The 21,828-nt window shown below is 68.2% G+C and carries 33 protein-coding genes, 1 tRNA gene and 1 pseudogene; 11 read left to right on the top strand and 24 right to left on the bottom strand.

Features of this window, described 5'->3' with window-relative positions:
• Positions 1-45 precede the first annotated feature (45 nt).
• The 3 genes from rsmI to DA075_RS10440 all read left to right on the top strand — a co-directional run bounded on the left by rsmI (position 46) and on the right by DA075_RS10440 (position 1,690).
• The gene (rsmI, locus tag DA075_RS10450) at positions 46-1,014 is read left to right on the top strand and encodes a 16S rRNA (cytidine(1402)-2'-O)-methyltransferase (protein WP_099956524.1); all 969 of its coding nucleotides are present in this window, start codon (positions 46-48) and stop codon (positions 1,012-1,014) included.
• Entirely contained in the window at positions 998-1,384 is a 387-nt protein-coding gene (locus DA075_RS10445; RefSeq protein WP_099956525.1) for a YraN family protein, read from the top strand. The genes rsmI and DA075_RS10445 overlap by 17 nt, the downstream gene beginning before the upstream one ends.
• Positions 1,385-1,474: 90 nt before the next feature.
• Positions 1,475-1,690, top strand: coding sequence for a hypothetical protein (locus tag DA075_RS10440; RefSeq protein ID WP_099953154.1), 216 nt, complete (start codon positions 1,475-1,477; stop codon positions 1,688-1,690).
• A 166-nt stretch (positions 1,691-1,856) separates the two neighbouring features.
• Here the strand turns inward: DA075_RS10440 and DA075_RS10435 are convergent, their stop codons facing one another.
• The 6 genes from DA075_RS10435 to DA075_RS10410 form a co-directional block, all read right to left on the bottom strand.
• Positions 1,857-2,264, bottom strand: a complete 408-nt coding sequence (locus DA075_RS10435; protein ID WP_099953153.1) for a DUF2000 domain-containing protein — start codon at positions 2,262-2,264, stop codon at positions 1,857-1,859.
• A gap of 32 nt (positions 2,265-2,296) precedes the next feature.
• Positions 2,297-3,157: an AraC family transcriptional regulator gene (locus tag DA075_RS10430; RefSeq protein ID WP_244936556.1), complete on the bottom strand. Its 861-nt coding sequence runs from the start codon at positions 3,155-3,157 to the stop codon at positions 2,297-2,299.
• A gap of 26 nt (positions 3,158-3,183) precedes the next feature.
• Positions 3,184-4,224 (bottom strand): tryptophan--tRNA ligase, encoded by a 1,041-nt coding sequence (trpS, locus tag DA075_RS10425; RefSeq protein ID WP_099953151.1) that lies wholly within the window; start codon positions 4,222-4,224, stop codon positions 3,184-3,186.
• Between the two features lie 87 nt (positions 4,225-4,311).
• Positions 4,312-5,091, bottom strand: coding sequence for an endonuclease III domain-containing protein (locus tag DA075_RS10420; RefSeq protein ID WP_099953150.1), 780 nt, complete (start codon positions 5,089-5,091; stop codon positions 4,312-4,314).
• A gap of 56 nt (positions 5,092-5,147) precedes the next feature.
• Positions 5,148-5,786, bottom strand: coding sequence for a septation protein A (locus DA075_RS10415; RefSeq protein ID WP_099953149.1), 639 nt, complete (start codon positions 5,784-5,786; stop codon positions 5,148-5,150).
• A gap of 143 nt (positions 5,787-5,929) precedes the next feature.
• Positions 5,930-6,169 (bottom strand): hypothetical protein, encoded by a 240-nt coding sequence (locus DA075_RS10410; protein ID WP_099953148.1) that lies wholly within the window; start codon positions 6,167-6,169, stop codon positions 5,930-5,932.
• Positions 6,170-6,614: 445 nt separating this feature from the next.
• On the opposite strand from DA075_RS10410, the gene DA075_RS10405 reads away from it, so the two are divergent.
• The 5 genes from DA075_RS10405 (at position 6,615) to DA075_RS35890 (ending at position 7,796) form a co-directional block, all read left to right on the top strand.
• Positions 6,615-6,689: transfer RNA gene (locus DA075_RS10405), tRNA-Thr, on the top strand.
• Positions 6,690-6,894: 205 nt separating this feature from the next.
• Complete coding sequence (locus DA075_RS10400) at positions 6,895-7,101, top strand: hypothetical protein (RefSeq protein WP_099953147.1); 207 nt, start codon at positions 6,895-6,897, stop codon at positions 7,099-7,101.
• Positions 7,089-7,337 carry a hypothetical protein gene (locus DA075_RS10395; protein ID WP_123834254.1) on the top strand — a complete coding sequence of 83 codons (249 nt, stop codon included), beginning with the start codon at positions 7,089-7,091 and terminating at the stop codon, positions 7,335-7,337. The genes DA075_RS10400 and DA075_RS10395 overlap by 13 nt, the downstream gene beginning before the upstream one ends.
• A gap of 11 nt (positions 7,338-7,348) precedes the next feature.
• Complete coding sequence (locus DA075_RS10390; protein WP_099953145.1) at positions 7,349-7,567, top strand: hypothetical protein; 219 nt, start codon at positions 7,349-7,351, stop codon at positions 7,565-7,567.
• A gap of 19 nt (positions 7,568-7,586) precedes the next feature.
• Complete coding sequence (locus DA075_RS35890) at positions 7,587-7,796, top strand: helix-turn-helix domain-containing protein (RefSeq protein ID WP_123834252.1); 210 nt, start codon at positions 7,587-7,589, stop codon at positions 7,794-7,796.
• A 142-nt stretch (positions 7,797-7,938) separates the two neighbouring features.
• On the opposite strand, the pseudogene DA075_RS37425 reads toward DA075_RS35890, so the two are convergent.
• From DA075_RS37425 to DA075_RS10375, 3 genes and pseudogenes are all read right to left on the bottom strand, one after another.
• A pseudogene (locus tag DA075_RS37425) lies at positions 7,939-8,019 on the bottom strand (GapR family DNA-binding domain-containing protein); the annotation flags it as partial.
• The gene (locus DA075_RS10380) at positions 8,007-8,327 is read right to left on the bottom strand and encodes a Gp49 family protein (RefSeq protein ID WP_099953144.1); all 321 of its coding nucleotides are present in this window, start codon (positions 8,325-8,327) and stop codon (positions 8,007-8,009) included. The pseudogene DA075_RS37425 and the gene DA075_RS10380, both read right to left, overlap by 13 nt.
• 428 nt (positions 8,328-8,755) lie before the next feature.
• Positions 8,756-8,980 (bottom strand): DUF305 domain-containing protein, encoded by a 225-nt coding sequence (locus tag DA075_RS10375; RefSeq protein ID WP_164712290.1) that lies wholly within the window; start codon positions 8,978-8,980, stop codon positions 8,756-8,758.
• A 132-nt stretch (positions 8,981-9,112) separates the two neighbouring features.
• Between DA075_RS10375 and DA075_RS10370 the strand changes: the two genes are divergently transcribed.
• The 3 genes from DA075_RS10370 (at position 9,113) to DA075_RS10360 (ending at position 10,224) form a co-directional block, all read left to right on the top strand.
• Positions 9,113-9,298 carry a hypothetical protein gene (locus tag DA075_RS10370; protein ID WP_099953142.1) on the top strand — a complete coding sequence of 62 codons (186 nt, stop codon included), beginning with the start codon at positions 9,113-9,115 and terminating at the stop codon, positions 9,296-9,298.
• Between the two features lie 309 nt (positions 9,299-9,607).
• Positions 9,608-9,805, top strand: coding sequence for a hypothetical protein (locus tag DA075_RS10365; protein ID WP_099953141.1), 198 nt, complete (start codon positions 9,608-9,610; stop codon positions 9,803-9,805).
• The gene (locus tag DA075_RS10360) at positions 9,802-10,224 is read left to right on the top strand and encodes a hypothetical protein (protein WP_099953140.1); all 423 of its coding nucleotides are present in this window, start codon (positions 9,802-9,804) and stop codon (positions 10,222-10,224) included. The genes DA075_RS10365 and DA075_RS10360 overlap by 4 nt, the downstream gene beginning before the upstream one ends.
• Positions 10,225-10,421: 197 nt before the next feature.
• On the opposite strand, the gene DA075_RS10355 is transcribed toward DA075_RS10360, so the two are convergent.
• The 15 genes from DA075_RS10355 to DA075_RS10285 form a co-directional block, all read right to left on the bottom strand.
• Positions 10,422-10,811 carry a hypothetical protein gene (locus DA075_RS10355; RefSeq protein ID WP_174800083.1) on the bottom strand — a complete coding sequence of 130 codons (390 nt, stop codon included), beginning with the start codon at positions 10,809-10,811 and terminating at the stop codon, positions 10,422-10,424.
• A complete protein-coding gene (locus DA075_RS37030; protein WP_244936555.1) occupies positions 10,783-11,382 on the bottom strand; it encodes a hypothetical protein in 600 nt (199 codons plus the stop codon). Before DA075_RS37030 ends, DA075_RS10355 begins: the two co-directional genes overlap by 29 nt.
• Positions 11,383-11,419: 37 nt before the next feature.
• A complete protein-coding gene (locus DA075_RS10345; protein WP_099953138.1) occupies positions 11,420-11,779 on the bottom strand; it encodes a hypothetical protein in 360 nt (119 codons plus the stop codon).
• A gap of 3 nt (positions 11,780-11,782) precedes the next feature.
• On the bottom strand, positions 11,783-11,977 hold the full coding sequence (locus DA075_RS10340; RefSeq protein WP_099953137.1) for a hypothetical protein: 195 nt from the start codon (positions 11,975-11,977) through the stop codon (positions 11,783-11,785).
• Entirely contained in the window at positions 11,974-12,225 is a 252-nt protein-coding gene (locus tag DA075_RS10335) for a peptidoglycan-binding protein (protein ID WP_099953136.1), read from the bottom strand. Before DA075_RS10335 ends, DA075_RS10340 begins: the two co-directional genes overlap by 4 nt.
• On the bottom strand, positions 12,225-12,785 hold the full coding sequence (locus tag DA075_RS10330; RefSeq protein ID WP_099953135.1) for a hypothetical protein: 561 nt from the start codon (positions 12,783-12,785) through the stop codon (positions 12,225-12,227). Before DA075_RS10330 ends, DA075_RS10335 begins: the two co-directional genes overlap by 1 nt.
• A gap of 117 nt (positions 12,786-12,902) precedes the next feature.
• The gene (locus DA075_RS10325; protein ID WP_099953134.1) at positions 12,903-13,682 is read right to left on the bottom strand and encodes a peptidoglycan recognition protein family protein; all 780 of its coding nucleotides are present in this window, start codon (positions 13,680-13,682) and stop codon (positions 12,903-12,905) included.
• Complete coding sequence (locus DA075_RS10320) at positions 13,682-13,876, bottom strand: hypothetical protein (protein ID WP_099953133.1); 195 nt, start codon at positions 13,874-13,876, stop codon at positions 13,682-13,684. Before DA075_RS10320 ends, DA075_RS10325 begins: the two co-directional genes overlap by 1 nt.
• A gap of 47 nt (positions 13,877-13,923) precedes the next feature.
• On the bottom strand, positions 13,924-16,587 hold the full coding sequence (locus DA075_RS10315; protein ID WP_099953132.1) for a hypothetical protein: 2,664 nt from the start codon (positions 16,585-16,587) through the stop codon (positions 13,924-13,926).
• Complete coding sequence (locus DA075_RS10310; RefSeq protein WP_123834250.1) at positions 16,584-17,036, bottom strand: hypothetical protein; 453 nt, start codon at positions 17,034-17,036, stop codon at positions 16,584-16,586. The genes DA075_RS10315 and DA075_RS10310 overlap by 4 nt, the downstream gene beginning before the upstream one ends.
• 48 nt (positions 17,037-17,084) lie before the next feature.
• Positions 17,085-19,313 carry a hyaluronate lyase N-terminal domain-containing protein gene (locus DA075_RS10305; RefSeq protein ID WP_099953130.1) on the bottom strand — a complete coding sequence of 743 codons (2,229 nt, stop codon included), beginning with the start codon at positions 19,311-19,313 and terminating at the stop codon, positions 17,085-17,087.
• The gene (locus DA075_RS10300; protein ID WP_099953129.1) at positions 19,313-19,567 is read right to left on the bottom strand and encodes a hypothetical protein; all 255 of its coding nucleotides are present in this window, start codon (positions 19,565-19,567) and stop codon (positions 19,313-19,315) included. The genes DA075_RS10305 and DA075_RS10300 overlap by 1 nt, the downstream gene beginning before the upstream one ends.
• 122 nt (positions 19,568-19,689) lie before the next feature.
• Positions 19,690-20,721 (bottom strand): hypothetical protein, encoded by a 1,032-nt coding sequence (locus DA075_RS10295; RefSeq protein WP_099953128.1) that lies wholly within the window; start codon positions 20,719-20,721, stop codon positions 19,690-19,692.
• 9 nt (positions 20,722-20,730) lie between these two features.
• A complete protein-coding gene (locus tag DA075_RS10290; RefSeq protein ID WP_123834248.1) occupies positions 20,731-21,396 on the bottom strand; it encodes a hypothetical protein in 666 nt (221 codons plus the stop codon).
• A 3-nt stretch (positions 21,397-21,399) separates the two neighbouring features.
• A complete protein-coding gene (locus tag DA075_RS10285) occupies positions 21,400-21,825 on the bottom strand; it encodes a hypothetical protein (RefSeq protein WP_099953126.1) in 426 nt (141 codons plus the stop codon).
• Between the last annotated feature and the right edge of the window lie 3 nt (positions 21,826-21,828).

The raw sequence follows: 21,828 nt of genomic DNA, 5'->3' as shown, positions 1-21,828 counted from the left end.
CCGCGCCATGGCGCGGCGCCGGCCGGGCATGGCACTATGGCGGCGATGACCCAGCGCAACGACGATTCCCGCCGGCGGTCCTCGGACCGCGCCGCGACCGGCCGAGGGCCGGCCGTCTACACCGCCTTCGGCCTCGCCGCGGAGGCCGAGCCCCTGTCCCCCGGCTTGCACGTGGTGGCGACGCCGATCGGCAACCTGAAGGACGTGACCTTCCGGGCGCTCTCGACGCTCGCCGCCGCCGATGCGGTGCTGGCGGAGGATACCCGCGTCACCCGCACGCTGCTCGCCCATTACGGCATCACCACTCCGCTCGTCGCCTACCACGAGCATTCGGGGGAGGGGGTGCGCGAGCGGATGATCGCCCGCATGAAGGACGGCGAGGCCCTGGCGCTGGTCTCGGATGCCGGCACGCCCCTGGTCTCCGATCCGGGCTTCAAGCTGGTCCAGGCTGCGATCGAGGCCGGCCTCGCCGTGACCCCGATCCCCGGCCCCTCGGCGGCGATCACGGCGCTCGTCGCGGCGGGCCTGCCGACCGACCGGTTCTTCTTCGAGGGCTTCCTGCCGCAGAAGAGCGGGGCGCGGCGCAACCGCCTGGCGGTGCTCGCCGGCGTGCCCGGCACCCTGGTGCTGTTCGAGGCGCCCCACCGCCTGCCCGAGATGCTGGCCGACGCCGCCGAGGTCTTAGGGAGCACGCGGCCCGCCGCGGTGGCGCGCGAATTGACCAAGCTGTTCGAGACCGTGCGCCGGGGCGACCTCGCGGGCCTGGCCGCCGAGTACGCCGCCTCCGGCCCGCCGAAGGGCGAGGTGGTGGTGGTGATCGGCACCGCGCCCGAGGACGCGCCGGGACCGGAAGCCGACGCCGATCTCGATGCGCGCCTCGAGGCGGCGCTCGCCCGCCACTCGATCAAGGACGCCGCCAGCCTCGTCGCCGACGAGACCGGCCTGAAGCGGCGCGAGGTCTATGCCCGCGCCCTGGTCCTCGCCCGCCGCGCCGACGATGCCGGCGACGCGTGAGGCGGCGCGCCGCCGGCTCCATCTGGCCCGCGGCCGCCGGGCCGAGCTGCTGGCGGTCCTGGCCCTCCTCCTCAAGGGCTATCGGCCGCTGGCCTGGCGCGTCGCGATCGGCGGCGGCGAGATCGACCTGATCGTGCGCCGCGGCAGCACCGTCGCCTTCGTGGAGGTCAAGGCCCGGCCGACCCTGGAGGAGGCCCATGGGGCGATAGACGCCCGCAAGCGCCGCCTGGTTTCCCGGGCCGCCCGGGCCTGGATCGCCCGCGCGCCCTGGAGCGCCGGCCTGACGCTCAGGGCCGATGCGGTGTTCGTGGCGCCGGGCCGCTGGCCCCGCCACGTCGTCTCGGCCTTCGAGCTGGAGATGGGCCGTTAATCCGGACTCTCCGATTCCGTTCATCTCGCGTGCAGCGCAGCATGCTTAAGCTCGCAACCGCAATGAGGTCGGGAGCGAGGGAGGCACGAGATGCGCAGCGGTTTCGGATGCGAGTCCTGCGGCTCACCGGGGGTCCGGCTTCCGGCCGACCTGACCGACGACGCCATGATCCAGTGCGACCGCTGCGGCTGCACGCTGATGGCCTGGGGCGCGTTCAAGCGCCGCGTCGAGGCGCAGGAGGCGGCCGACACGCGCGAGCCGGCGGAGCGGCGAGCCGTCGGTGCGGCGCCGCAGGCCGCACGCTGACGCAAATTCGCATGTCGGGCGTGCCGGAGAGGGCGGGGCGGGCGCCGCCCCCGCCACGCCCGCCGGTCCTTGCCTGAGAGATCGAGGCCCCCGTATCGGCCGCCGCAAGCGGGCTGACGGCCCGCGCCCTCTCTCGTCTCAGCGCAGGCCCAGACGGGCCCGACCGTCAGGGATGGAGCGAGGCGCCCTTGGTGGCCTTGTCGATGTCCTTCTTCGGGCCGTGGAGGGCGAGGCCGACCAGGTCCGGCGCGTCGGCGGGCTCGCGGGCGAACACCTCGCGGTTGGCCGCGTCGTGCCCGGTCTCGAACATCGCCCGCACATAGGCGCTGCGGATGAGGTCGCGCTGGATCGCCTGCTGCCAGGCCCGCTGCAGCACGTCGCCGGTGGCGGCGAAGATCAGCATCGGCTGGCCGAGGAGCCGGGCGTGGCGGCGGCCCGCGGCATCGCGATAGGGCTCGCCCATCGCCTCCGGCACGGCGCCAGCGATGCCGGTCGCCAGGAACGCGGTGACGTTCAATTTCTGCCACACGGCCAGGTCGTCGCGGACCAGGATGGCCACCTTGGTGTCGAACATCGGGGTCTCCCTGCGGGTGATGGTCCGCAGGGCTAGCCGAGCACGGCGGCGGCGTCTGGAACGTTCGTGCGCCCGCTCCGGTAGACAGCCGGGGTGAGGCCGTAGGCCCGCCGGAACCGGCGGCCGAGATGGCTCTGGTCGGAGAAGCCGGCGGCCGAAGCCGCCTCTGCCGGCGGCATTCCGGCCCGCAGCAGCGCCCGGGCCTGCGCCAGGCGGATCTCGATCAGGCAGGCATGCGGCGAGGTGCCGAAGCGTCGGCGAAAGGCGCGGGCGAGCTGGAACCGGTCCGCGGCGCCCGCCGCCCGGGCGAGCGCGTCGAGGCCGAAGGCCGTCGCCGCGTGCGCCCGGATGAAGTCCATCGCCCGCTCGGCGACCGCCGGATCGCCGTCGGGCGGCGGCTTCGGCTCCGCGGCGCCGAGATGCCGGCGCAGAGGACCGGCGAGCGCGTCAAGGGCCGCGTCGGTCACCAGCGGCGAGGCGGCGCCGAACACGGCGCGGCAGGCCCGATGGATCGCCCCGCCGAACCCGCGGTCCTCGGCGAGGGTGCGGCGGAAGCCGATCCGCGCGTCGCTGCCGCCCATCCGGTCGCGCAGCCAGGCTTGCGGCAGGTACAGCATGCTGTAGCGGAAGCCCGGCTCCCGGACCGCCTGCCCGTCATGGCGCTCGCCGGGCTCGATCAGGATCACCCGGCCCGCCGTACTCTGCCGCCGGGCGCCGCGGCAGTAGAAGTCCTGGATGCCCTCATGCGTCACGCCGACCAGCCACTCGTCGTGGTGATGCATGTCGTAGGCGTGGCCGAGGAACCGCGCCGTCACCGCCTCGATGCCGCTCGCCGGGTCGCGACGGAGGTGGACGAAGTCGCGGGACGGCGTTGCGGTGAAAGCCTGTCTCACGGGGCGGGCGTGGCGCACGCCGCCCGTCAGCGCCGGCGCACGAAGCCGACGATGTCCTTCACCGCGGCGATGTTGGGGGCGGCGATCGCCTCCGCCCGTGCGGCGCCGTCGGCCAGGACCGCGTCGATATGGCCCGGATCGGCGACGAGGCGCTTCATCTCGGCGCCGATCGGCCCGAGCTTGGCCACTGCCAGATCGACCAGCGCGCCCTTGAAGGCGGAGAATTGGGCGCCGCCATACTCGCGCAGCACGTCCTCGCGGCTCGCCTCGTTGAGCGCCGCGAAGATGCCCACGAGGTTGTCGGCCTCCGGCCGCTTCTCGAGGCCGGCGATCTCGGAGGGGAGGGGCTCGGCGTCGGTCTTGGCCTTGCGCACCTTCTGGGCGATGGCGTCCGAATCGTCGGTGAGGTTGATGCGCGAATAGTCGGACGGGTCCGACTTCGACATCTTCTTGGTGCCGTCGCGCAAGCTCATCACCCGGGCGGCGGGCCCGCCGATCAGCGGCTCGGTGATGGGGAAGAACGCCTCGCCGTGGCCCTGCTGCTGGATCGCGCCGGCGAAGTCGTTGTTGAACTTCTGGGCGATGTCGCGGGTCAGCTCGAGGTGCTGCTTCTGGTCCTCGCCCACCGGCACGTGGGTGGCGCGGTAGGCCAGGATGTCGGCCGCCATCAGCACCGGGTAATCGTAGAGCCCGACGCTCGCGTTCTCGCGGTCCTTGCCGGCCTTCTCCTTGAACTGCGTCATGCGGTTGAGCCAGCCGAGGCGGGCGACGCAGTTGAAGATCCAGGCGAGTTCGGCGTGCTGCGGCACCTGGCTCTGGTTGAACACCACCGAGCGGGCCGGATCGATGCCCGCCGCCAGGAAGGCCGCGGTGACCTCACGGATCTGCCGCGTCAGCTCTTCCGGGTCCTGCCAGACCGTGATCGCGTGCAGGTCGACGACGCAGTACAGGCACTCGAACTGCGCCTGCATGGCGACGAAGCGCTTGATCGCGCCCAGATAATTGCCGAGATGCAGGTTTCCGGTCGGTTGGACGCCGGAGAAGACCAGTTCCTTGAACGCGGGCATCGTGATCGGTCCCTTGGCCGAGGGCTGTCACAATCCCGCGGGCGCGGCGTTCTGGACCGTTCCGGGAGGGGAATCAAGCGCGCCGCATCAGGGGTGCAGCGCCACCGTGTCCCGTGCGGCGCGGGCCCCCGTCCGGGCCTGGCCGGTGGGGCAGAGATCGAGCACGGCGCATCGTCCGCAGCCCGGGTTGCGGTGGAAGCAGCAGCGCTGGCCGTGCAGCATCAGCACCTCGTGGTTGTCGTAGAGGTGCTGCGCGTCCCACTCCGCCGGCAGCTGCGCCCGCAAGATGGCGTGGGAGGGCCCGACATCGACCTTCGGGCCGATGAGCCCGGTACGCTGGGCCACGCGGTGGTGATGGCTGTCGACCGGCAAGGCCGGCATCCGCAAGGCGCTGAACGACAGCACCGCCGCGCTGGTCTTCGGTCCGATGCCGGGGATCGCCTCGAGCCAGGCGCGGGCCTCCGGCACCGGCCTCTCCCGCAGGAAACCGAGATCGAGCCCGCCGGCACGCTCCCGCACCGCGCGCAAGACCGCCTGGATCCGCGGCGCCTTCAGCTCCGGCCAGGTCACCCCGGCGATCGTCTCCTGCACCTCGGCGGTGGGCGCCGCGATGAGCGCGTCCCAATCCGGGTAGCGCACCCGCAGGGCCTTGAACGCCCGGCCCGACTCCGCGTTGCGGGTGCGGTGGGAGAGGAGCGAGGAGACGAGCTCGCTCACTGGGTCCAGATCGTGGAAGTACGGGATCGGGCAGCCATAGACCCCGCACAGGCGGCGATGGATGGCCAAGGCCTTCTCGGTCAGGGCCTTCTCGGTCAGGGCCTTGTCGGCGAGGTCTTGTCTGGGTGGGTTTGGGGGCGCGGGGCTCATGACGGGATGAATCGTCGATACCCGGCGCCCGTTCCGGCTGCGGCACCGCGTCCCGCTCAAGCCTGACCCGATTGGCCCCCGTCCTTCTTGCGCTCGTCCTTCTTGCGCTCGTGGCGCAGGAGCAGCGGGGTCTGGGCGAGGGCGAAGGCGAGGGTGAGCGGCATGATGCCGAACACCTTGAAGCTGACCCAGAAATCCGTGGTCTGGGTGCGCCATACCACCTCGTTCAGCGCCGCCAGCACGAAGAAGAACAGGCCCCAGCGGAAGGTCAGCTTGCGCCAGCCCTCCTGGGTGAGATCGAACACGCTGTCGAGCACCAGGGCCAGCAGCGGCCGCCCGAAGGCGAGGCCGCCGAGCAGCACCGCCCCGAACAGGCTGTTCACGATGGTGGGCTTGAGCTTGATGAACAGCTCGTCGCGCAGGAGCAGGGTCAGGCCGCCGAACACCACCACCACCACGCCGGAGACGAGCGGCATGATCGGCAGGCGTCGCACCCAGACGTAGTGGACCGCGAGCGCCACCAGGGTCGCGGCGATGAACAGCCCGGTCGCCACGAACAGGCGCTGGTCGGCCGCAAAGCCGAACCGGTCGGCATAGGCGTTGCCGAGGAAGAACACCCCGAGGGGGCCGAGCTCCAGGGCGAGCTTGGCGAGGGGCGGCAGATGGGTCTGCGGCGGAACGGCTTCGATCTGCATGGGGCGGGGGGACGCTCCTCTCTCAATGCGCAGGCGGGGCCGCGTCTAACCCAGGTGGGACCACGCCGACGCACGCGCAACGGGAGGCGAGGCCATAAACCGGCGCGGCCGGTCCATCCATCCCCCGAAGCCTGCTCGCTCCGTCAGCGGGCCTCCGCCTCCGGGCGGAGCGCGGCGGTGCGGCGGCGCTCGCAGGCGACCTTGAGGTAGGTCTCTTGTCCGCGCACGAAGCCGCTCTGCGCCGCCAGGGTCTCGCCCTGCATCAGGCAGGTGATCGGCGTCGGTGCCGGGGCGACCGCCACGTCGAGCGCCGTCTCGCGGGAGCAATCCGGCGCCGCCAGGGTGCTGGCGCAGACCAGGGCGACGGTGAGAAAATCCGCCATGCTACCTCCATCGGCCGCTTGGGAAGCGGATCGGGCGGAGATCCAGGCCGGACGGACGCTCGCGCCGCCTCGGGCGGAGCGATTCGCGTGCCAGGATTGGACCAAGGTCGAAGGCTGCGACGTGATGTTGCAGTGCAGCGACGGCGGGGTGGCATGCTCCGGAGCGATGCCCTGCACCATTCGGCGCGGTTTTTCGATGCGGAAGGGATCGGCTCCCGCTTCGCCCCGGCGCGGGTGGCGTCGCCTCGCTCGTCCAGGCTCCGCAGCGACAGGCACAGAATCAGGCACGCCACGCATCTGCGAGCTTCCGGCGGCGGTATCCACTGGACTGCGGCCAGGGTCGGAGGCGCCGAGTTTTGTGCCTTGACGGGACGTGCACAAACGCTGTTTATGTCGCCCCTGGCGCCTGTGATTTGCCAGTGACGGCAAACGTTTGAGGCACTTAGCCGGTGTAGCACAGCGGTAGTGCAGCGGTTTTGTAAACCGAAGGTCGGGGGTTCGATCCCCTCCGCCGGCACCAGCTAAACCACTGGAAAATCTTAGGATTAGGCGGCGCCAGAAGCGACTCTGGACTCATTTGACGCCATCGTCCGACGACACAAATCTCGGCACAGTTCGTTCCGCAGTCGTTCTCACGCCCCTTCGGGGGCCCCGAACGGCCGGACGCCGCCTCAAAACGGCGTCCGCACAAAAGTCGGCACAGTCCGGCACACGGAGAACGACCCATGCCAGACCGCAAGCTCGTCCTGCCGCCGCTCGTCCGTACCGCCAGAGACGCGGAGGCATTCGCTCGCCACGCCCACCTCGGGCAGTTCGACAAAGTCGGGGACACCTACATCTGCCACCTTGAGCGTGTCGCCCACCGGGTGCGAGTGTTCGCCGCCGGCATCAGCGACCTTGATGAGGCGGTTCAGGTCGCTTGCCCGATATGAGCGGCCGGCAGATCAACCGTCTGCACGGGGACAAGCGCCGACAGGTTGAGGATCTGGCCGCCGAGATCGCGGCGGACAACGCCACCATGCTCTCCGTTCTGAAGGCGGCAGACGCCTCGATGACGCTGGCCTGGACAGATCCCAGCCATGCCGATGCTAGGCGGGAACTAGGCACGGAGATGTGCGAGATCTGGATCCAGATCCGCGCCGCTATCTCTCAGGCTGATGGACAGTAAGGGAGGGGAGGATGGACAATTTGGACGATCGGGTAACGGTCTACGGCACTCAAGGCGATGAAGATATCTTGGCGATTGCGGTGGACGGGCGGTGCTTGGTCACCATGACGAACAGCGAGGACGAAATCAGCCAATCCACTCGACTTGAATGGGGCCAAGCCCTTGCATTCGGCGAGTGGCTGATTGCCCAGGCTGTTCGGCGGGGCGTGACCACACCGTCCCGCTCCTGATGCGGGGGAGGAGAGAGACATGTCAAAGCTGGTGAAGTTGACCGGCCCGCGCCGTGCGCTGCTCAAGGACTTGGCGGAACAGAGGCGCCCGGTCCATGCCACCTACCCGCCCCTCGTTTGGCTGGTGGCACAAGGCTATGTGGATGGACGAAAGGTGGGCCTCGGCACCACCTATCAGATCACCGAAGCCGGCCGGTCTGCTCTCCGTGCTGAGGGAGATGGGGAATGAGTGAGGATGAACGAGAGGCAGTCGAGGAAATCGCGGTCCGACTGTTCGACAGCATGCCGGGCACCGGCCGAGTGGACGTTGGCTGGCGCGATACCGACGCAAGCGCCAGAGAGCGATCCATGCCTGGAAACTGGTTTTTTTGGATCGCCTCTTCCTCCTGGCGCTCGGAGTGGTCCTTCTTCCGGATCCGCAGGATGGAGCGAACCGCTTTCACGTCGAAGCCGCGCTCCCCTGGTGCAGGCGTTCGCGCAGCAGGTAGCCCTCCAGCTCCCAGATCCGTTCGCGGGCGTTCCGCCGGGCGATCTCACGCCCGATCGCCTCATCGAAGTTCTCCGGGCTGGCTGCCGCGCTGGTGCCGGTGACGATGAAGCCGTTGCGCAGGGTGAGGGCGCAGACGGTCAGGGTGGTGCCGGGGAAGACGTGGAAGGCCTCGCCGGTGATCGTTGCGTCGATCAGCGCTGGCGTCAGACGCGGGGCATTCAGTCCCTTGTCCTGGAGCTTCTGCTCCATCGTGGTCTCGTCACTGGACATGCTCTCTCCTCTGCTGCTCGGCCGTCAGCGCGGCGCGGTGGTCTGGAAGGTCATTCGTCATTCGAGGTTGATGGACGAGGGGCGGGCTTGAAGCCCGCTTCGTCGTTTGGGGTTGATAGCCGCCCAGGCAACAGACAGGTAACCGCGTGAGGCGGCTCAGCTGGTAGCTCGTCAGGCGGGATGAACGCTTTCAGCCTGTTGAGGTCGGCCACCAAGTCATTCCAATCATCGCGGCTAACGGTGAGCGGAAGCCAATCGTGATAAGCCGTGTTGTCGACGAGCGCCCAAGCGGAGCGAACGACCGCGAGAACAGCGCTATAGCCCTCTAAGTTGTGTTTCATTTAACGCGCGCCTCTATACGGCCTACCCGCTCCACTTCAGCGATGAGCAACGCTGCTGCGCGGATCAAATCTCCTCTGCGACTACGACTACATCGAATGTCCGCCTCCAGACTCGGACAGCCCGCGCTGTGTGAGCCACGCGCGCATCTGATCAATCTCTGCCTTCTGGGCGGCCTTGATGCTAAGCGCCAACTGCTTCGCCCAAGGGTTCGATCCGTAGACGATCTCCGTGCTCGCCATTCGAATTGCCATCTCGTGGTGCGGGATCATGCCACGGATGAACCGGACATCGTTATCGTTGTAGTCCTTCACGCGAAGCCTCCTTAGTGGATATCCCCTATCCACCATAGCAGATATCTGTTACGCGTCAATAACAGATATTCGTTAAGCGTGGTGGCAGATATGCCTTTGACTCCTGAGCAGATATCCCCGACAAAGCGGCGGATGGCCCGCCCGAAGCGCTACGATAAGCCCTATTTGCTCCGGCTCACCGAGGAGACTTGGGAGCGGATCGAGGCTGTTCGCGGTGAGCAAGATCGGGCCGACGTAATCCGCGAGGCCATTGAGCGCGATCTGAAGCGTCGCGAGCGGCAGAAGCCGAGCAAAGAGGCTGCCGAGGATGGCGCATGACAGACCTGCTGCGCCTCAAGCATCTGGCGTTCGTGGATAGTTACGAGGAAGACGGAACGCTCATCGTTCAGGCGAAGAGCAAAGACCCGTACCCGATCCACGAGTGCTGTACCCTCTACAGCAAGAGCCTCAGTGGCCCCCACCACCTACCTCGTCCTCACCTCCGCCCTGGTCCTATCTTGCGTCTTGGGTGCTGTGGTGGGGGTGAGGCGGGCGGCGCGGCGGCTGGATGAGAGGATGCTTGTGTTAAGCGAACCGGCCTCTCATGCGAGACAACGGGCCTAGCGTTCAGTCCATGAGACACAAGCCGTGACCCACCCGCCTGCCGAGCCCGAGCCGATCGACATCATCGCTCGCGAGCTTCATGAACTCACCCGTCACCGCATCCAGCAGTGCCCCGCCTGGGAGGACCTGGACCCGAGCGACCCGCTTGAAGCCGGCCTGATCCGATGGGCCTACGAGCGGGCTCGGGACTTCGTGGGGATGTATGGCGGTGCTGAGGAGTGAGTGACGGCCCGATCATCTGGCGCCACACCTGGCCCGAGCGCGGCCCGGACTTCGTCGCGATCCTCGCCGGCGGTCAGCTCGGCCGGATCTACAAGACCCATCCCGACGGCCTTGGGCGGCGCGAGTGGGTCTGGTCGCTGACCTACCCGGCGGCGACGAGGCTGACCAAGGCGGGGCGCGCCGCGAGCAAGGCGGAGGCGGTCGAGGCCGTTCGCGCGGGCCTCGACGAGGCGCTGCGCTGGCACGCCGAGCGCGACCAGCCGCTGCTTCTGTGGCGGGACGAGAAGGGGCCGGATCCGATGACCGACTGGCTGCGCGGGCCGCTGCGCCTCGTCATCGGCCAGGACGTGCCGTGGCCGGAGGGGTGGGGCCAGACACAGAAATGCCCGCAGCAGGGTGACCCTGGCGGGCTGAAGTAAGATCGATGCTTCAGTTTGCGCCTCTCGACGCAGCTAGAATGTGCGCTTCCAGCAATTCGACGTCCATCCATCTGATGGATGAAGGCGGATCACACGAAAGAACCCCGCTCGGCGGCTGCCGGCGGGGCTGAAGGTGAAGACTTCAAGGGGCCATGAAGTGCGGCCGGTTAACGGTCTGGGGGTGGGGTAGTTCCAAATCAACGATGAGACCGGGACGGCCGATGTGGCGGGGGATCACGCTCGTCCAGCCGCTCGAGGACTGGCAGCAGGCGGCCCAGCACCGCCGTGACTTGATCGGCGTGCTGCGCTTGGTCGGCCGCGGTATCGGCGACGATGGCTGCCGTAAGTCCCTTGATCGCGGTCGTGAGATCGCCAATCGCCATGCTGTCGAAGACGGCACCGCCCGTCGTGGTCGCAATCTCCCGGGCCGTCTCGGGCTTCATGGCTTCCGCCTTCATAGCCTCCAGGCGGTAATCCAGCATCGTCTTGACGAAGGCGTTGATGGGAACGAGGGCTCCGGCCACGGCCGCCGTGATGCCGATGGCGATGGCGGGCCAGCTATCGAGCGTTGCGACCGGATCCGCCAAGGGTGCGCCTCCTCTCCTCGGCATCCTTCTCGGCCGCGGCACGCCACCTCTTCCGCAGCCCGAACGTGTCTTCAGCCGCCATGTCGGAGGCGGCCCGGCCGGAGGAGTGGAGCTCTGCGATGGCAAACACGCTGAAGAGCGCGATGCCGATGTTGGCTGGCGGGTAGGCCAGAGCAAACCCGACGAACAGCGCCAGCCAGAAGGCGAACCCGCCTACGCACCCGATCGTGCGGATGAAGCTCGTCTCCCGCCCGCGCCGGCCGTTGATGATGAGCGCAGCGAGCCGCGCCGAGCCGACCACGATGGAGATGCTGCCGGCCTGCGCCTCTGTGACGAAGGAGGCGATGACCCGCCACTGCGGGCCGACGAACGTTGCCGCCGGCGAGAGGATCACGGCACCGACCGTGACCATGATGGCGCTCAGCCAGACCTCGGCCCATCGGGTCTGGCCGTAGCGGACAGCACGCCGGATGCGCTCGTTGAGGACGGGATCGGGATCGTAGTGGAGCATCGTGCCGTCGTGCCAGGGGGCGAGGTAGGCCAGCCAGCAGCGGCCGCGGTCGAAGCGCATGGCGCGTCCTCCTGGTGCTGCCGGCTGGCGGCGGGGGCTACTTGGTTGCGCGCGGCAGCTGCGCCACCACCGGCGCCAGGGTGTTGTGCTCGTTGGCATCGTCCTCGAGGTTGAGCTTCCGGAAGACGATTTCGGCGAGCCCGGCTTCGCCGCCGGCTGCCTCCAGGGCCTTCGCCGGCGCCGCGTCCACCGCCCGCTGCACCGCCTCAAGGCGCGTGCTCGCCTGGCTGTCGCGCCGGCGCATCTCCCACCAGAGGCCGAGGATTGCAGCGATCGCCAGGACCAGGAGCGCGCCGGTGACCCCGCCGTCGGTGGCGAGGCGCTTGGCGGCCTCCTCGACCCCGGGCGGCAGGCCCGGGACCGGGGTGTCGGCCATCGCGACGGCGATCAGGTCCATCTGCTACCGCTTGCCCCAGCCGCATACGGCGATGCCGCGGGCGTTGTGCGCCCGGACCTGCCGGCGGGTCTCGGGTGTGTCCCGGGCGCTGTAGGTGATGGGCGCCGCGGTCTGGCAGAACCGCGCCGCATCGACCTGGATCTCGGGGCTGGTGCAGGCGAAGACGAAGAACCCCGCTGCCGCGCAGGTGAAGGTCATGTGCCGTCCTTTCGCAGGAAGGGGTCGTTCGGGTCCTCGGGGGCCCTGGTGGCGGCGTCGGCCGCGGTCCGGGCTACGGCCTCCTGGCGCTCGGCCTTGGCGCGGGAAGAGGCGGCCTGTCGCGCCGCCCCCACCTCGCGCTGCGCCTCGGCAGCCCGGAGGCTATCGATCTCCTGGACAATGACGTTCGAGAACGTCCGCGCCAGGAGGCTGAGGAGGGCGCTCAGAAGCGCCGAGGCGCTGAACATCAGACCGGCGCCACGGGCGTCGGCTGCGACGCCACCGCGGTTGAGGTGGCCGGCGCGAGCGAGGCGTCCTGATCCATCGGCAGCAGGGCGATAATGTGATCTCGGATCGCCTGCTCACCGCCGGCCCACTTCAGGAACCAGCCCGGGGCGTGCTCGACGGCATAGTTGAGGGCGTTCGCCAGCACCGCGTTGCCGACCGGGACCGACAGCGTCTTACCGGCGGCTGCGCCAGCGACCGTGCTCATGCCGAACGCGATGGCGCGCTCGACGAGCTGCTGGGTCAGGAGCCCGCGGACGACGGCGCCGATGGCGGCCGGCAGGCGTCGGCAGGCGAACGCGATCACCGCCATGATGACCGAGACGACGATCTCCTGGATGCCGGCGGCGGCCGAGGTGAGCCATGAGCCGTAGGGGATCGTGACCACCGCAGTGTCGGTCGCCGGCTGGGCGACGGTGGCCGCGGCCTGGGCGAGCGCCGGGCCGGCGGAGAGCGCCAGAGGCGTGGAGAGGCAGAGCGCGCAGGCGAGCGCCAGTGCCGCGAGCGGGAGCTTGCGGATCATTGGAGGTTCCTTGTCTTGGATGGTGCGGCGCTACCTTGGATGGCGCTGGCCGCTATCTTGGATGCTCGGCTGGCCCGGCCGGCGCGGGTCGAATTGCCCGGGGATCCCGGGAGGAGGTCAGGCCGCGGCCTTCACGCCGTCGATCGCCGCCCAGGTGCCAGGCCCGGCGATTCCGTCCGCCACGAGCCCATGCGCTCGCTGGTAGGCGCGCAGGCTTGCCTCGGTCATGGCCCCGAAGGCGCCATCTGCCGCCACGCCGATCGCGGTCTGGAGCGCCTTCACGTCATCGCCCTTGGCGCCCCGCCGCAGCGTCGGCCGACCGGTCGCATCCTTCGCCGGTACGAGAGGCCGCACCGGCGCGCCGTTCATGATCCCCGCGACACGGGCCCGGAACGCCGTCATGTCGATCCCGGCCGGGTCGATCTTCCGGCCTTTCGGCAGCGCCCATTCCCGGTGCGCCACCGCCATGATCGGCTGCGCACCGATGTGGGCGAGTACCGCGGCGCAGAGCCGGGCGTAGGCGTCCAGCTGTACCTCGGGCCAGGGCTCGCCGACGCCGGTGTTCTCGGCCTCGACACCGATGCTCGAGGAGTTGCCGGCGGTGATGCCCTGCCAGGTGCCCGGGCCGGCGTGGTAGGCGAGCCCGGCCGCCACGACGTAGCAGGTGCCATCACGCCCGAGCGCCACGTTGCAGAGCGGGCCGGCGAGATCCGGCCGGCCCTTGGTGACTGTGGCCAGCGACGGCATGTTGCCCGTCTTCGGCCCGGCCGTGTGATGGAGCATCACCATCCGGACGGTGCCGAGGGCGGCGTGACCGCGGGTCTTCCACCCGTCGACCTCGGCCACCTTGAGGCCGGCGGCGCGGAGCACGTCGGCGAGCCAGAGAGCATTCGGCATCAGGCCTCTCCCGCGCTGGTGCGGGTGGCGCGCGGCCGACGCTTACGCCGCTCCTCCACGCCGCCGTCGGCCGCCGGCAGGTCGTGGTCCAGCGTCGACTCGTGCTGGGCATGGTCGTGGCCGCAGAGGCAGCCGTCGGCGCGGTCGTGATCGTCGGGCGCGCGGGAGCGCTCCGCGGGGTGATGCGCGGCCATGGTGTCTCCGGATTGTCAGGAGTGGTGTGGGGCCGGGTCAGGGCGCGTCATTGCGCGACGGGCGTGTCATCGGAGTACCGCCGCCAGGCGCCATTGGAGAAGTACGCCGGCACACCCGTACCCGCACCAGCCGCCTCACTCACCTTGCGACCATTGCTCACGTAGATAGTCGCCCCCGCCACTCCGGTCGGCAGTGTCGAGACCGTAAAGGTGCCGGGGCGGATCGCTTTGGCGGCATCGACAGATGTGTTGAAGTCGGGGTTGGTGACGCCAAAACCAACGGGACCATAGTCCAGCATGGTCATGATGGGCACGGCGCCGTTATTGGTGGCTTGCGCGAAGTTCAGCTCCCAGCCAGTGCCGTCGCCGAACCGCAGGGACGCCGCCTGTGCGTTCCCGAGATTTCCAAGAACGGTCAGGTAGTTCTTATCATTGGCGTTGGTCGAGGATGCGCCGCCAAATGCATTGAACGAAACGGGGCCGCCAAAGTCTGTTCTGCCGGTCCCGTCCATATAGTCGAGGCGCAGCGTCCGGCCGCCGTTGACGTCGAGCGTCGCGACCCGATTGGGCCCGCTCAGCCAGTCCATTTTGTAGGTGTTGACGCCAATTCGGGTCGCGTGGAACAGGGCCGTGCCCGGGTCAACGACGTTGAGCGGCGCCGATGCATAGAGACGGTCGCGCCAAGCAGATTTGCCGGCGTAAGTGCGTCCATTCACGCGATCCAGGCTCAGGAATGGCGCCCTGGTCGCATCGCCGGTGTCCGCGAGATCGATATAGTTCTTGCCGGCAGACCACGTGTAGAAATTCAGATTGTAGTCATACGGAAACTGCCCGTTGCCGATACCCCAAACGTTGTATTGACCAAACTGCGGAGTGTAGAAGTTAGTGTACTCCGCAGCACTGACGGTCGAGGGGGCCGACATAGTCAGCGTAGTCGAGCCTCCGCCGGAGGTGATCGTGGCGCCAGGCGGGATGCCACGGCCGGCGACATGCACGCCGTTGGCGATCGAGTTCGCGGGGCAGGTCAGCGTGGCGGAGCCGTTCGTCTTCGTGCAGAGCAGGCTCGTACCGCCGGTGGGGTCCACCCCACCCGTCATCTGCATGGCGGCGATCGGCGGCGGATAGTTGGCATCGGCAGTCGTGGTGAAGCGGCTGCTCTCCCAGTAATTCAGGCCGCAGACGCCCCCCGCGCAGATGTTGGGGGCGAAGCCGATCGCAAAATGCTCATAGGGTTGGCTATTAGCGGCGGAAGGATAAGGAAATGCCAGGTCTTTCTGACGCCCAAAAAAGGCGCTGTATCCGTTGGTGTCGTTGTTGACGACGCCGAGCGTATTAACGCCCGGCCGGCTGTTGGTGACCAGGAACTCGCCGTTTTGGTCACCGGCCATCTTTAGCGTATTTACGGGGCCGGCGACCGTCAGATCGGAGAGTTGAGTGCTCGGAGCGGCGTTGACGACATTGAGCGAGACATTGCCAACTGCCGTATAGCCGGCCACGTTGCCGGTGACTTCATTGGCAATGCGGGTGGTCGCGTCCGCCTTCCACGAATTCGCGACCGCTCTGACACTTGCGCCCGCATCGAGCTGCACGATGTTGGCGACGTTGTCGGTGCCGCCGTAAGAGCCGTAGTTGACGCTGGACGAGGTGATGGAGTTTCGCGCGCCACGGAAGCGATACGCGACGCTGAAAGGACCGTCGAGCTGACTGCCAACAATGTGGTTGTCACCGGCGAGATCAAAACCAGCATCCAACGGCCCCGCACTGTCGAAGTTCCAGACGTGGACGTTGGTGAATTTGCTGTCATACGTGCTTGGTGCATTAACGCCGATTTTGCAGCCGTTGAGCACCGAGTTCAGGCCATGGCTATCCCCCGTGTTCTCGTAGAGGACGCAAGAGCTTCCGGCCGGGGCGGCGCCGCGCGGCGCGGTGCGAACAGTCGTGATATTCTCGAAGAAGCCCTCATAGCTCGACTGCGGCGCGGTCGACGAGCCGAACTTGACGCCAGCCACTTGCGTGTCGACGGTGCGGACATTGCGGATGGTGGCGTGGTTGACGAAGGGCGCCCGCACGGCGATGCCGGCCAGCCCTGCCGCATCGAACGTGCCGCCCTCGAACAGGCCGCCTCGGATGATGCCGCTGTAGTCGCTCGCGTCCGACCCGAAATCGAACATCGAGGTCATCGCCGCGGTCGCGGTGATCTTGGCCGACTTGTCGAGGGTGATGCTCGGAGCTGGCCGGACCAGGCTTGATCCCGCGGGCGGCAGGAACACGACCGTCGCGGCGATCCGGCACTGCATGTCGCCCGGGACGTAGACCCGCCGGCCGAGCGTCCGGTAGAGCGCCGCGAGCGTCTGGAGCGTCGCCGTGTCATCGCCGCTGCCGGAGCACGCGGTGGGCGAGATCATCCGCGGGGTGAGTGGCAGGTCGCTGGCAAGCGTGCGCAGACTGAGCGGCGACGAGAGCCCGAAGCCCCGCACGTCGAGCGTTGAGGCTTCACCTGTCGAGCCGGCCCCGCGGATCTGTAGGTTGTCGGGCGTGATCGTGAACGTGGTGCCCTGCCGCTTGCCGAGCGTCACGGGGCCCAGCATCAGGTTGCCACTGCCGTCGATCTGCCCGGGCGGCAGCACCTGCGCCTGTTGGGCATAGGCCGGTGCCGAAGCGTCGAAGAGCGCCGCCAGCGCAAGCGGGATGAGAGCGAGGCTGCGCATCATGCGTAGGTCCACAGGTTCGAGCCGTTCGAGTGGAACGTGAGTTTCTGATAGGGCGAGCCCATCGTGACTGCCGGCTGCCCCGCGATGGTGTCCGAGCCCGCAGCGGCAATCGTGATCGTCCGTCCGGCGTCGGCCGAGCACAGTCCCGTTTCATCGGCGATGTAGAGGGGCTGGCCTGGCTCGAAATTGGCCGCCGGCGGGAGGGTCAGCGTGACCGGGGCGGAAAGACTGGTGACCGCGACGTAGGCATCGGCCGCAGCCAGGGACGCATTTTGACCAGCAACGACCCTGCGTCCACAGCGGGCCAGAGGGGCGCCGCCTGGGATGTCTCCCGACATCGCGTGTAGCCGGCCCGTGTCCGTATTATAGACCAGCTCGCCAGAGAAGCCGGTATAGGCCCGCACCTGCGCATTGGAGCCGCGGACGGCACGAAATGGTTTACGCGCCATGCTCGCGGGCTCCAAATTTTACAGTTAGATTTGAGCTGTATCGGCGCATCAATAATTGATCGGTGCCGCGCGGCCGACTTCAACCCAACCGATTTCGAGAGACGGAATGTACGTCTCAGTCTGGGCCGGCTTAAGTGGACGCGATGCCCCGCCAACCTCAAAATATTCAGATCCGTTTGAATAGATAAGGATCGGAGCATTCGTGGCGTTGGTCACGGTAATTGTACGCGCGCCCCACGCGGCGATGGCCGGGAGACGAACGCCGCCGGAGCCTGCCACAACCCGGTTTGATCGCGCCGGTAAGCTGGTAGCCGACGCCTGATCGGTGCCGGCCGCGGTGATGCTCGCGAGATCTCCGGCAACGACAATGCCGGACAGGCTCATGCCGGGGTTACGCCCGACCTCAGCCACCACTGCGCCGCCCGCACTAGCGATACGCCCCGTGAGGTCAAGGTTCTTGTTGTCGTCGATGATGGCTTTTGAAACATTTCGCAGGGTGATGTCGTTGCGACGGATATTACCGGGATCCGAGTTTAGAGGAACGCGCGAAATGTCGTAGAAGGTGTTGTCGCTAGCGGTAACGTTATGGGCCTCACATATTGCCACTCCGCCGCCGTCCGTATGGCGGATACGGTTGCGAATAATTTCTACGCCGCCGATATCCTGGACGGGCGCGTAACCACCACCAGATCCATCGAGAGAGGTTGCGTACACGGCGATTGAGACCGGCAGATAGTCGGCACTCTCTAAGCCACGATTGCGCTGACAATTGTCAAAATCGCAATCGTCTACGATGACATCAGAGGGGGCCGCCCCCTGCTGAAATTCGTTGGCCGCTGCCGCCACGACGCCAGCAAACAGCGTCCGGTCAAATTGTACGCGCCGGACCATCAGGTTCGTGCAGTCGAGACGCAGGCCGTTACCCCAGTTGCGACCAATCACCCCGTCGAAGACCTGCGTCTTGCGCGGCAGGAGCGACAGGTTGAGGATCCGGTCACCCGGCGCAGTGCCGGCCGGCAGGGTATCGAGCGTGACGCTCCACTGCCCGCCGCCCGACGTCGTGCTCGTGATCCGGCCCTCGCCGCGCGAGGCGCCGTTCGGCGCGATGACCCGCACGCGGCTGTAGGTCGTGTCCCACCAGGCCGGGAGATCGCCGCCACCCGAGGTGATCGTCGTCCCGCTGACCGCGGTCACCGTGTACTGCGCGTTGAAGACGTGCATGGCGTCGTCGCACATCCCCTCCAGGAGAGGGTCGTCGAGGATCAGGTCCGCGCCGCGCAGGCCGACGTGCTGCTGACCGTCGGCGTTGGCCGAGATCAGGCGCCCGAATTTTCGCGCGATGCGAACGCCGGACCAATTCTGCGTGCCGGCGCCGTAATTGTTGAAGACGCCCGTCGAGGCTGCCGCAAGGATCAGGTAGCTTCCCAGCCAGCGAATATCGCGGTTGGAATAGCAGACGATCAGGGGCTCGGCGGCAGCTTGCGGGGTGCTGTATTTCTTGTGCTGAATGGCGACGCGCTTGCCAACGACGTAGAGCGCGCCATTCACCGAGTTCATCTGAGCAATACGCAGGGTGCGATTGCCGAGCGGCGTGATGCTCGCGACGTTGGAGTTCGAGCCGCTGTCGAGGATGCCATCGCCATCGACGCCGAAGTGCCCCTCGGACGTCGCGAAGTCGATCCGGAACCCGTCGTCGACCTTGACGTCGAACGTCGACGTCCCGTTGACCGCCGTGATCGTGCCCTGCGTGAAAGGCAAGTTGTCGTAGTCGATCGTTGCCGAGCCGAGGAAGTCCACACCCGCGCAGTTGGCAATAAAGAGAAAGCCGTTCCAGCTATAGTTCTGGTCGAGCACGCCTGATGCCGGAATGGGCGCCCGCACGATGTAATCGGTGCCCTGTGCGACCCATTCCAGGTCGTTGACGTACTGGAGAACAATGACACGCGGGAAGTAGAGCGGACCAGGCGCGGTATAGATCCGCTTCCGCCCGGGCAGCCCGATGAACAAGTTGATCGCCGCCTGGGCCGCGGAGCCGTCGCCGGACAGAAGTTCTTGCGTGAGCACCAACTCGTAGGGGCTCTTGTCGCGCTTGTTGGCAAGCGCGACGATCAGCGCCTCGACCTCGCTCTTCAGGGCGGCCGGGACGCCGCCCGGTAGACCGTTGCCGGCATGTAGGCGGCCGGTGTCCGTGTTGACGAACGGCTCGCCCGGCGCAGCGGGATAGCTGGCGACCTTAGCGGTGTTGCCGCGCGCGATCTGGAGCGTCTGTCGAGTCATCACAGGACCCCGAAGTCGAGAGGCGCGGACCCGTCGGCGGGCTGGTCCAGGGTGCCCATGTCGTAGGAGACCGCGAGCGCGGCGGCGGCGACGTAGGCAGCGACGTCGGCCTGCGTCGGCCGGTCGGACAGCGCCTGCGGGATGGTCTGCTGGCCGTCGCCGACCGGGAGGAGCAGACGGCCGACGAGCTGCGAGGCCGCCTCAATTGAGCGGGTGCCGTCCGGTGCGATAGTGGAGATCTGGGTGTCGGCCATCGCGGCGCCCTCCTACCAGGACGACAGGGCGGGGGCCCGGGCCGAACCCCGGGCGCGCGCGAAGGTGATCCTCGTCCCGGCGATCGGGACGAGGGCGAGGAGAATGCGGGGCATCGGGACCTCTAGAGCGACAGCGCCAGGGCGTGGTCGTTGGTGCGGTACAGGGCGCTCGACGAGACCGGCGGCAGCGTAGGCAGGGCAGGCATCGTGTCGGCGAGCCAGGGAAGAAGGGCGGCGCGGACGGCGATCAGGAGCGCGGAGCCCGAGGTCGGCAGCGGCGTCGTGGGATAGGCGGTACCGTCGTTGTTCGCCGTGAGAGCGAGCCGCCCGCCGTTGCGCCAGAGCGCTCCCGCCGCGCCCGGCGCTACGGTCGGCAGCGCCCGCAGCGCCCGTGGCACCGCGACGCCAAGGGTCGCGGTCACCGGGTCGAGCGCGCCGCCCAGCCCGACACCGTAGGGCGCGATGTAGGGCGTACCGTCCGAGTTCGGCGAGAGGCATGTGAAGGTCTGGGAGCGCCACAGCGAGCCCGCCGCGAGCGGCATCGTCAGCGGCAACGACCGGACCACATCGGTGAGGGCCTGGGCGATAACCGCGGAGACGGCGCCGAGCGTGACCACAGAGGCGATGATCTCGGCCGGGCCAATCGCCAGGTCGAAAGTGTCGGGCCCGGTCGCCGCGCCGACCTGCTGGCTCCAGCCCGAGGTACGCGGCAGATTGGTCGGGCCGCCGTAGTCGGCGACGTAGATGGGGTCGCCGGCCGCCCATACGGCACCGGCCACCCGGACCATCCCGCTCTTCCGCAACACCACCGCCGCGCCGGCTGCGGCCGGGCTGTCGATGTACCCGATCGCCACCCCTGTAGCGGAGGACGTGTCCGTCGGAGTGGCCAGGCTCACCTGCCCCGACCCGTAGGCCGCACCGAATGCCCCGCCTGGCAAATCCGTCGTCGCGATGAGCGTCAGGGTCGCATCAGCTGAACCGGCATTTGCGAGCATGGCGGCGAAATCGGCCTCGCTGCCAGCATAGCCGCCGGTCTCGACGGCGATCTGGTAGGCGGAGCGCCCATCCTCGCCCTGGTCACCGATCAGGCCGGGCTGGCCTGCGAGCGAGATGACGATCGGCTCACCGACCGTCGAGGTCGTCTTGAACGGCATGTGCGCGCCTCAAGGCAGATAGGCCACGCCGTCCACGTGCTCGAGGTTGCCGAAATAGACGCTCTTGCGGCGGCCATCGGCGAGGGCGAGCAGCTCGTAGACGTAGGGACCGGGCGGAAACCGCGTTGGCGCCATCATGGGGGCGAGGACCAGCAGCGTCGGCACGCCGCTGCCGGCGCCCGGAATCAGGGTCTGCAGCGTGCCGCCGGGCGGCCGGGAGGTGGCTTCGAGCGTGACGACCGGGGAGGTCTGGCTTTGTCGGACCTGCAGGACGTAGTCGATCCCGGTATCGTCGATCAGCTGCGGGGTCGGCTGCACACCCCAGGCATCGCCGACCTGGAATGGCGTGCTGCCGGGCGTCAGGCTGAGCGTGAGGCCTGCGACGGTGACGGTGGCGCCAGCCATCCCACGACCGACGAGCGTGCCTCCGGGATCGGTGACGCCGAACAGGAACACCCCGCCGGCGGCGCTCGTCACCGTGACCACGTGGGGGCCGAGCTCGGTGTAGGGCGCGACGGCTGTCACGGCGAGCGGGCCGTCACCACGATTGCCGATGCCGGCGACGACGGCGGCCGGCCCCGCCTGAACGAGCGGGAAAGCGTCGGTCCAGTCCGCGCTCGCCGAGGTCTGAAGATCCTGCCGACGCGGCTGGATCAAAAGGATGTTCGTCGGCACGAATCAGGCCTGGATCTGCGAGGCTGCGGCGAACAGGTCGTCGATGGCCGCTGCGTCGAGGCCGAGGGCCGTGCCGATCTGGGCGACGTAGGCGTTGGACCGTTGCCAGGTGCGTGCGTCGGTGTACCAGATCTCCACCTCGCCGCCGGCCTGCTTCACGGCGTCCTTGACGGCCGAGAGGTGGCCGGCGCGGCTGAGCGCGATCTTGGCCTGGGCGCTCGAGACCTCGGCCACGACGGCCGGGGTCCGCGCGGGCGCGGGCGGGGCTTGAACTGCGCTCCCGTCGACGAGCCAACCCTCCGCCACGTCGGGGTAGGCGGCGACGTCAAGAAGTGTCCAGCCCTTCGGCAACGGATCAGGCAGGTTCGGGCGCATCTCGAAGAGCTCGTGGACGCGAGCGTCCACGATCAGCGCATAGGCGTAGGGCACGGA

The sequence above is a fragment of the Methylobacterium currus genome, from assembly GCF_003058325.1.
In the GTDB taxonomy this organism is placed as follows: domain Bacteria; phylum Pseudomonadota; class Alphaproteobacteria; order Rhizobiales; family Beijerinckiaceae; genus Methylobacterium; species Methylobacterium currus.
This window is presented reverse-complemented; position numbering and strand designations above follow the sequence as displayed.

What these genes read in the sequence shown, in the direction of transcription:
- DA075_RS10310 (WP_123834250.1), bottom strand. Translation starts at nt 17,036, where the DNA reads ATGGCGCGTAAACCATTTCGTGCCGTCCGCGGCTCCAATGCGCAGGTG.
- DA075_RS10420 (WP_099953150.1), bottom strand. Translation starts at nt 5,091, where the DNA reads ATGAGCCCCGCGCCCCCAAACCCACCCAGACAAGACCTCGCCGACAAG.
- DA075_RS10345 (WP_099953138.1), bottom strand. Translation starts at nt 11,779, where the DNA reads ATGGACCTGATCGCCGTCGCGATGGCCGACACCCCGGTCCCGGGCCTG.
- DA075_RS10390 (WP_099953145.1), top strand. Translation starts at nt 7,349, where the DNA reads ATGGACAATTTGGACGATCGGGTAACGGTCTACGGCACTCAAGGCGAT.
- trpS (WP_099953151.1), bottom strand. Translation starts at nt 4,224, where the DNA reads ATGCCCGCGTTCAAGGAACTGGTCTTCTCCGGCGTCCAACCGACCGGA.
- DA075_RS10380 (WP_099953144.1), bottom strand. Translation starts at nt 8,327, where the DNA reads ATGTCCAGTGACGAGACCACGATGGAGCAGAAGCTCCAGGACAAGGGA.
- DA075_RS10320 (WP_099953133.1), bottom strand. Translation starts at nt 13,876, where the DNA reads ATGGCCGCGCATCACCCCGCGGAGCGCTCCCGCGCGCCCGACGATCAC.
- DA075_RS10295 (WP_099953128.1), bottom strand. Translation starts at nt 20,721, where the DNA reads ATGCCGTTCAAGACGACCTCGACGGTCGGTGAGCCGATCGTCATCTCG.
- DA075_RS10370 (WP_099953142.1), top strand. Translation starts at nt 9,113, where the DNA reads ATGGCCCGCCCGAAGCGCTACGATAAGCCCTATTTGCTCCGGCTCACC.
- DA075_RS10415 (WP_099953149.1), bottom strand. Translation starts at nt 5,786, where the DNA reads ATGCAGATCGAAGCCGTTCCGCCGCAGACCCATCTGCCGCCCCTCGCC.
- DA075_RS10340 (WP_099953137.1), bottom strand. Translation starts at nt 11,977, where the DNA reads ATGACCTTCACCTGCGCGGCAGCGGGGTTCTTCGTCTTCGCCTGCACC.
- DA075_RS10410 (WP_099953148.1), bottom strand. Translation starts at nt 6,169, where the DNA reads ATGGCGGATTTTCTCACCGTCGCCCTGGTCTGCGCCAGCACCCTGGCG.
- DA075_RS10440 (WP_099953154.1), top strand. Translation starts at nt 1,475, where the DNA reads ATGCGCAGCGGTTTCGGATGCGAGTCCTGCGGCTCACCGGGGGTCCGG.
- DA075_RS35890 (WP_123834252.1), top strand. Translation starts at nt 7,587, where the DNA reads ATGTCAAAGCTGGTGAAGTTGACCGGCCCGCGCCGTGCGCTGCTCAAG.
- DA075_RS10335 (WP_099953136.1), bottom strand. Translation starts at nt 12,225, where the DNA reads ATGTTCAGCGCCTCGGCGCTTCTGAGCGCCCTCCTCAGCCTCCTGGCG.
- DA075_RS10330 (WP_099953135.1), bottom strand. Translation starts at nt 12,785, where the DNA reads ATGATCCGCAAGCTCCCGCTCGCGGCACTGGCGCTCGCCTGCGCGCTC.
- DA075_RS10305 (WP_099953130.1), bottom strand. Translation starts at nt 19,313, where the DNA reads ATGACTCGACAGACGCTCCAGATCGCGCGCGGCAACACCGCTAAGGTC.
- DA075_RS10435 (WP_099953153.1), bottom strand. Translation starts at nt 2,264, where the DNA reads ATGTTCGACACCAAGGTGGCCATCCTGGTCCGCGACGACCTGGCCGTG.
- DA075_RS37030 (WP_244936555.1), bottom strand. Translation starts at nt 11,382, where the DNA reads ATGCGCTTCGACCGCGGCCGCTGCTGGCTGGCCTACCTCGCCCCCTGG.
- DA075_RS10325 (WP_099953134.1), bottom strand. Translation starts at nt 13,682, where the DNA reads ATGCCGAATGCTCTCTGGCTCGCCGACGTGCTCCGCGCCGCCGGCCTC.
- DA075_RS10445 (WP_099956525.1), top strand. Translation starts at nt 998, where the DNA reads ATGCCGGCGACGCGTGAGGCGGCGCGCCGCCGGCTCCATCTGGCCCGC.
- DA075_RS10300 (WP_099953129.1), bottom strand. Translation starts at nt 19,567, where the DNA reads ATGGCCGACACCCAGATCTCCACTATCGCACCGGACGGCACCCGCTCA.
- DA075_RS10400 (WP_099953147.1), top strand. Translation starts at nt 6,895, where the DNA reads ATGCCAGACCGCAAGCTCGTCCTGCCGCCGCTCGTCCGTACCGCCAGA.
- rsmI (WP_099956524.1), top strand. Translation starts at nt 46, where the DNA reads ATGACCCAGCGCAACGACGATTCCCGCCGGCGGTCCTCGGACCGCGCC.
- DA075_RS10315 (WP_099953132.1), bottom strand. Translation starts at nt 16,587, where the DNA reads ATGATGCGCAGCCTCGCTCTCATCCCGCTTGCGCTGGCGGCGCTCTTC.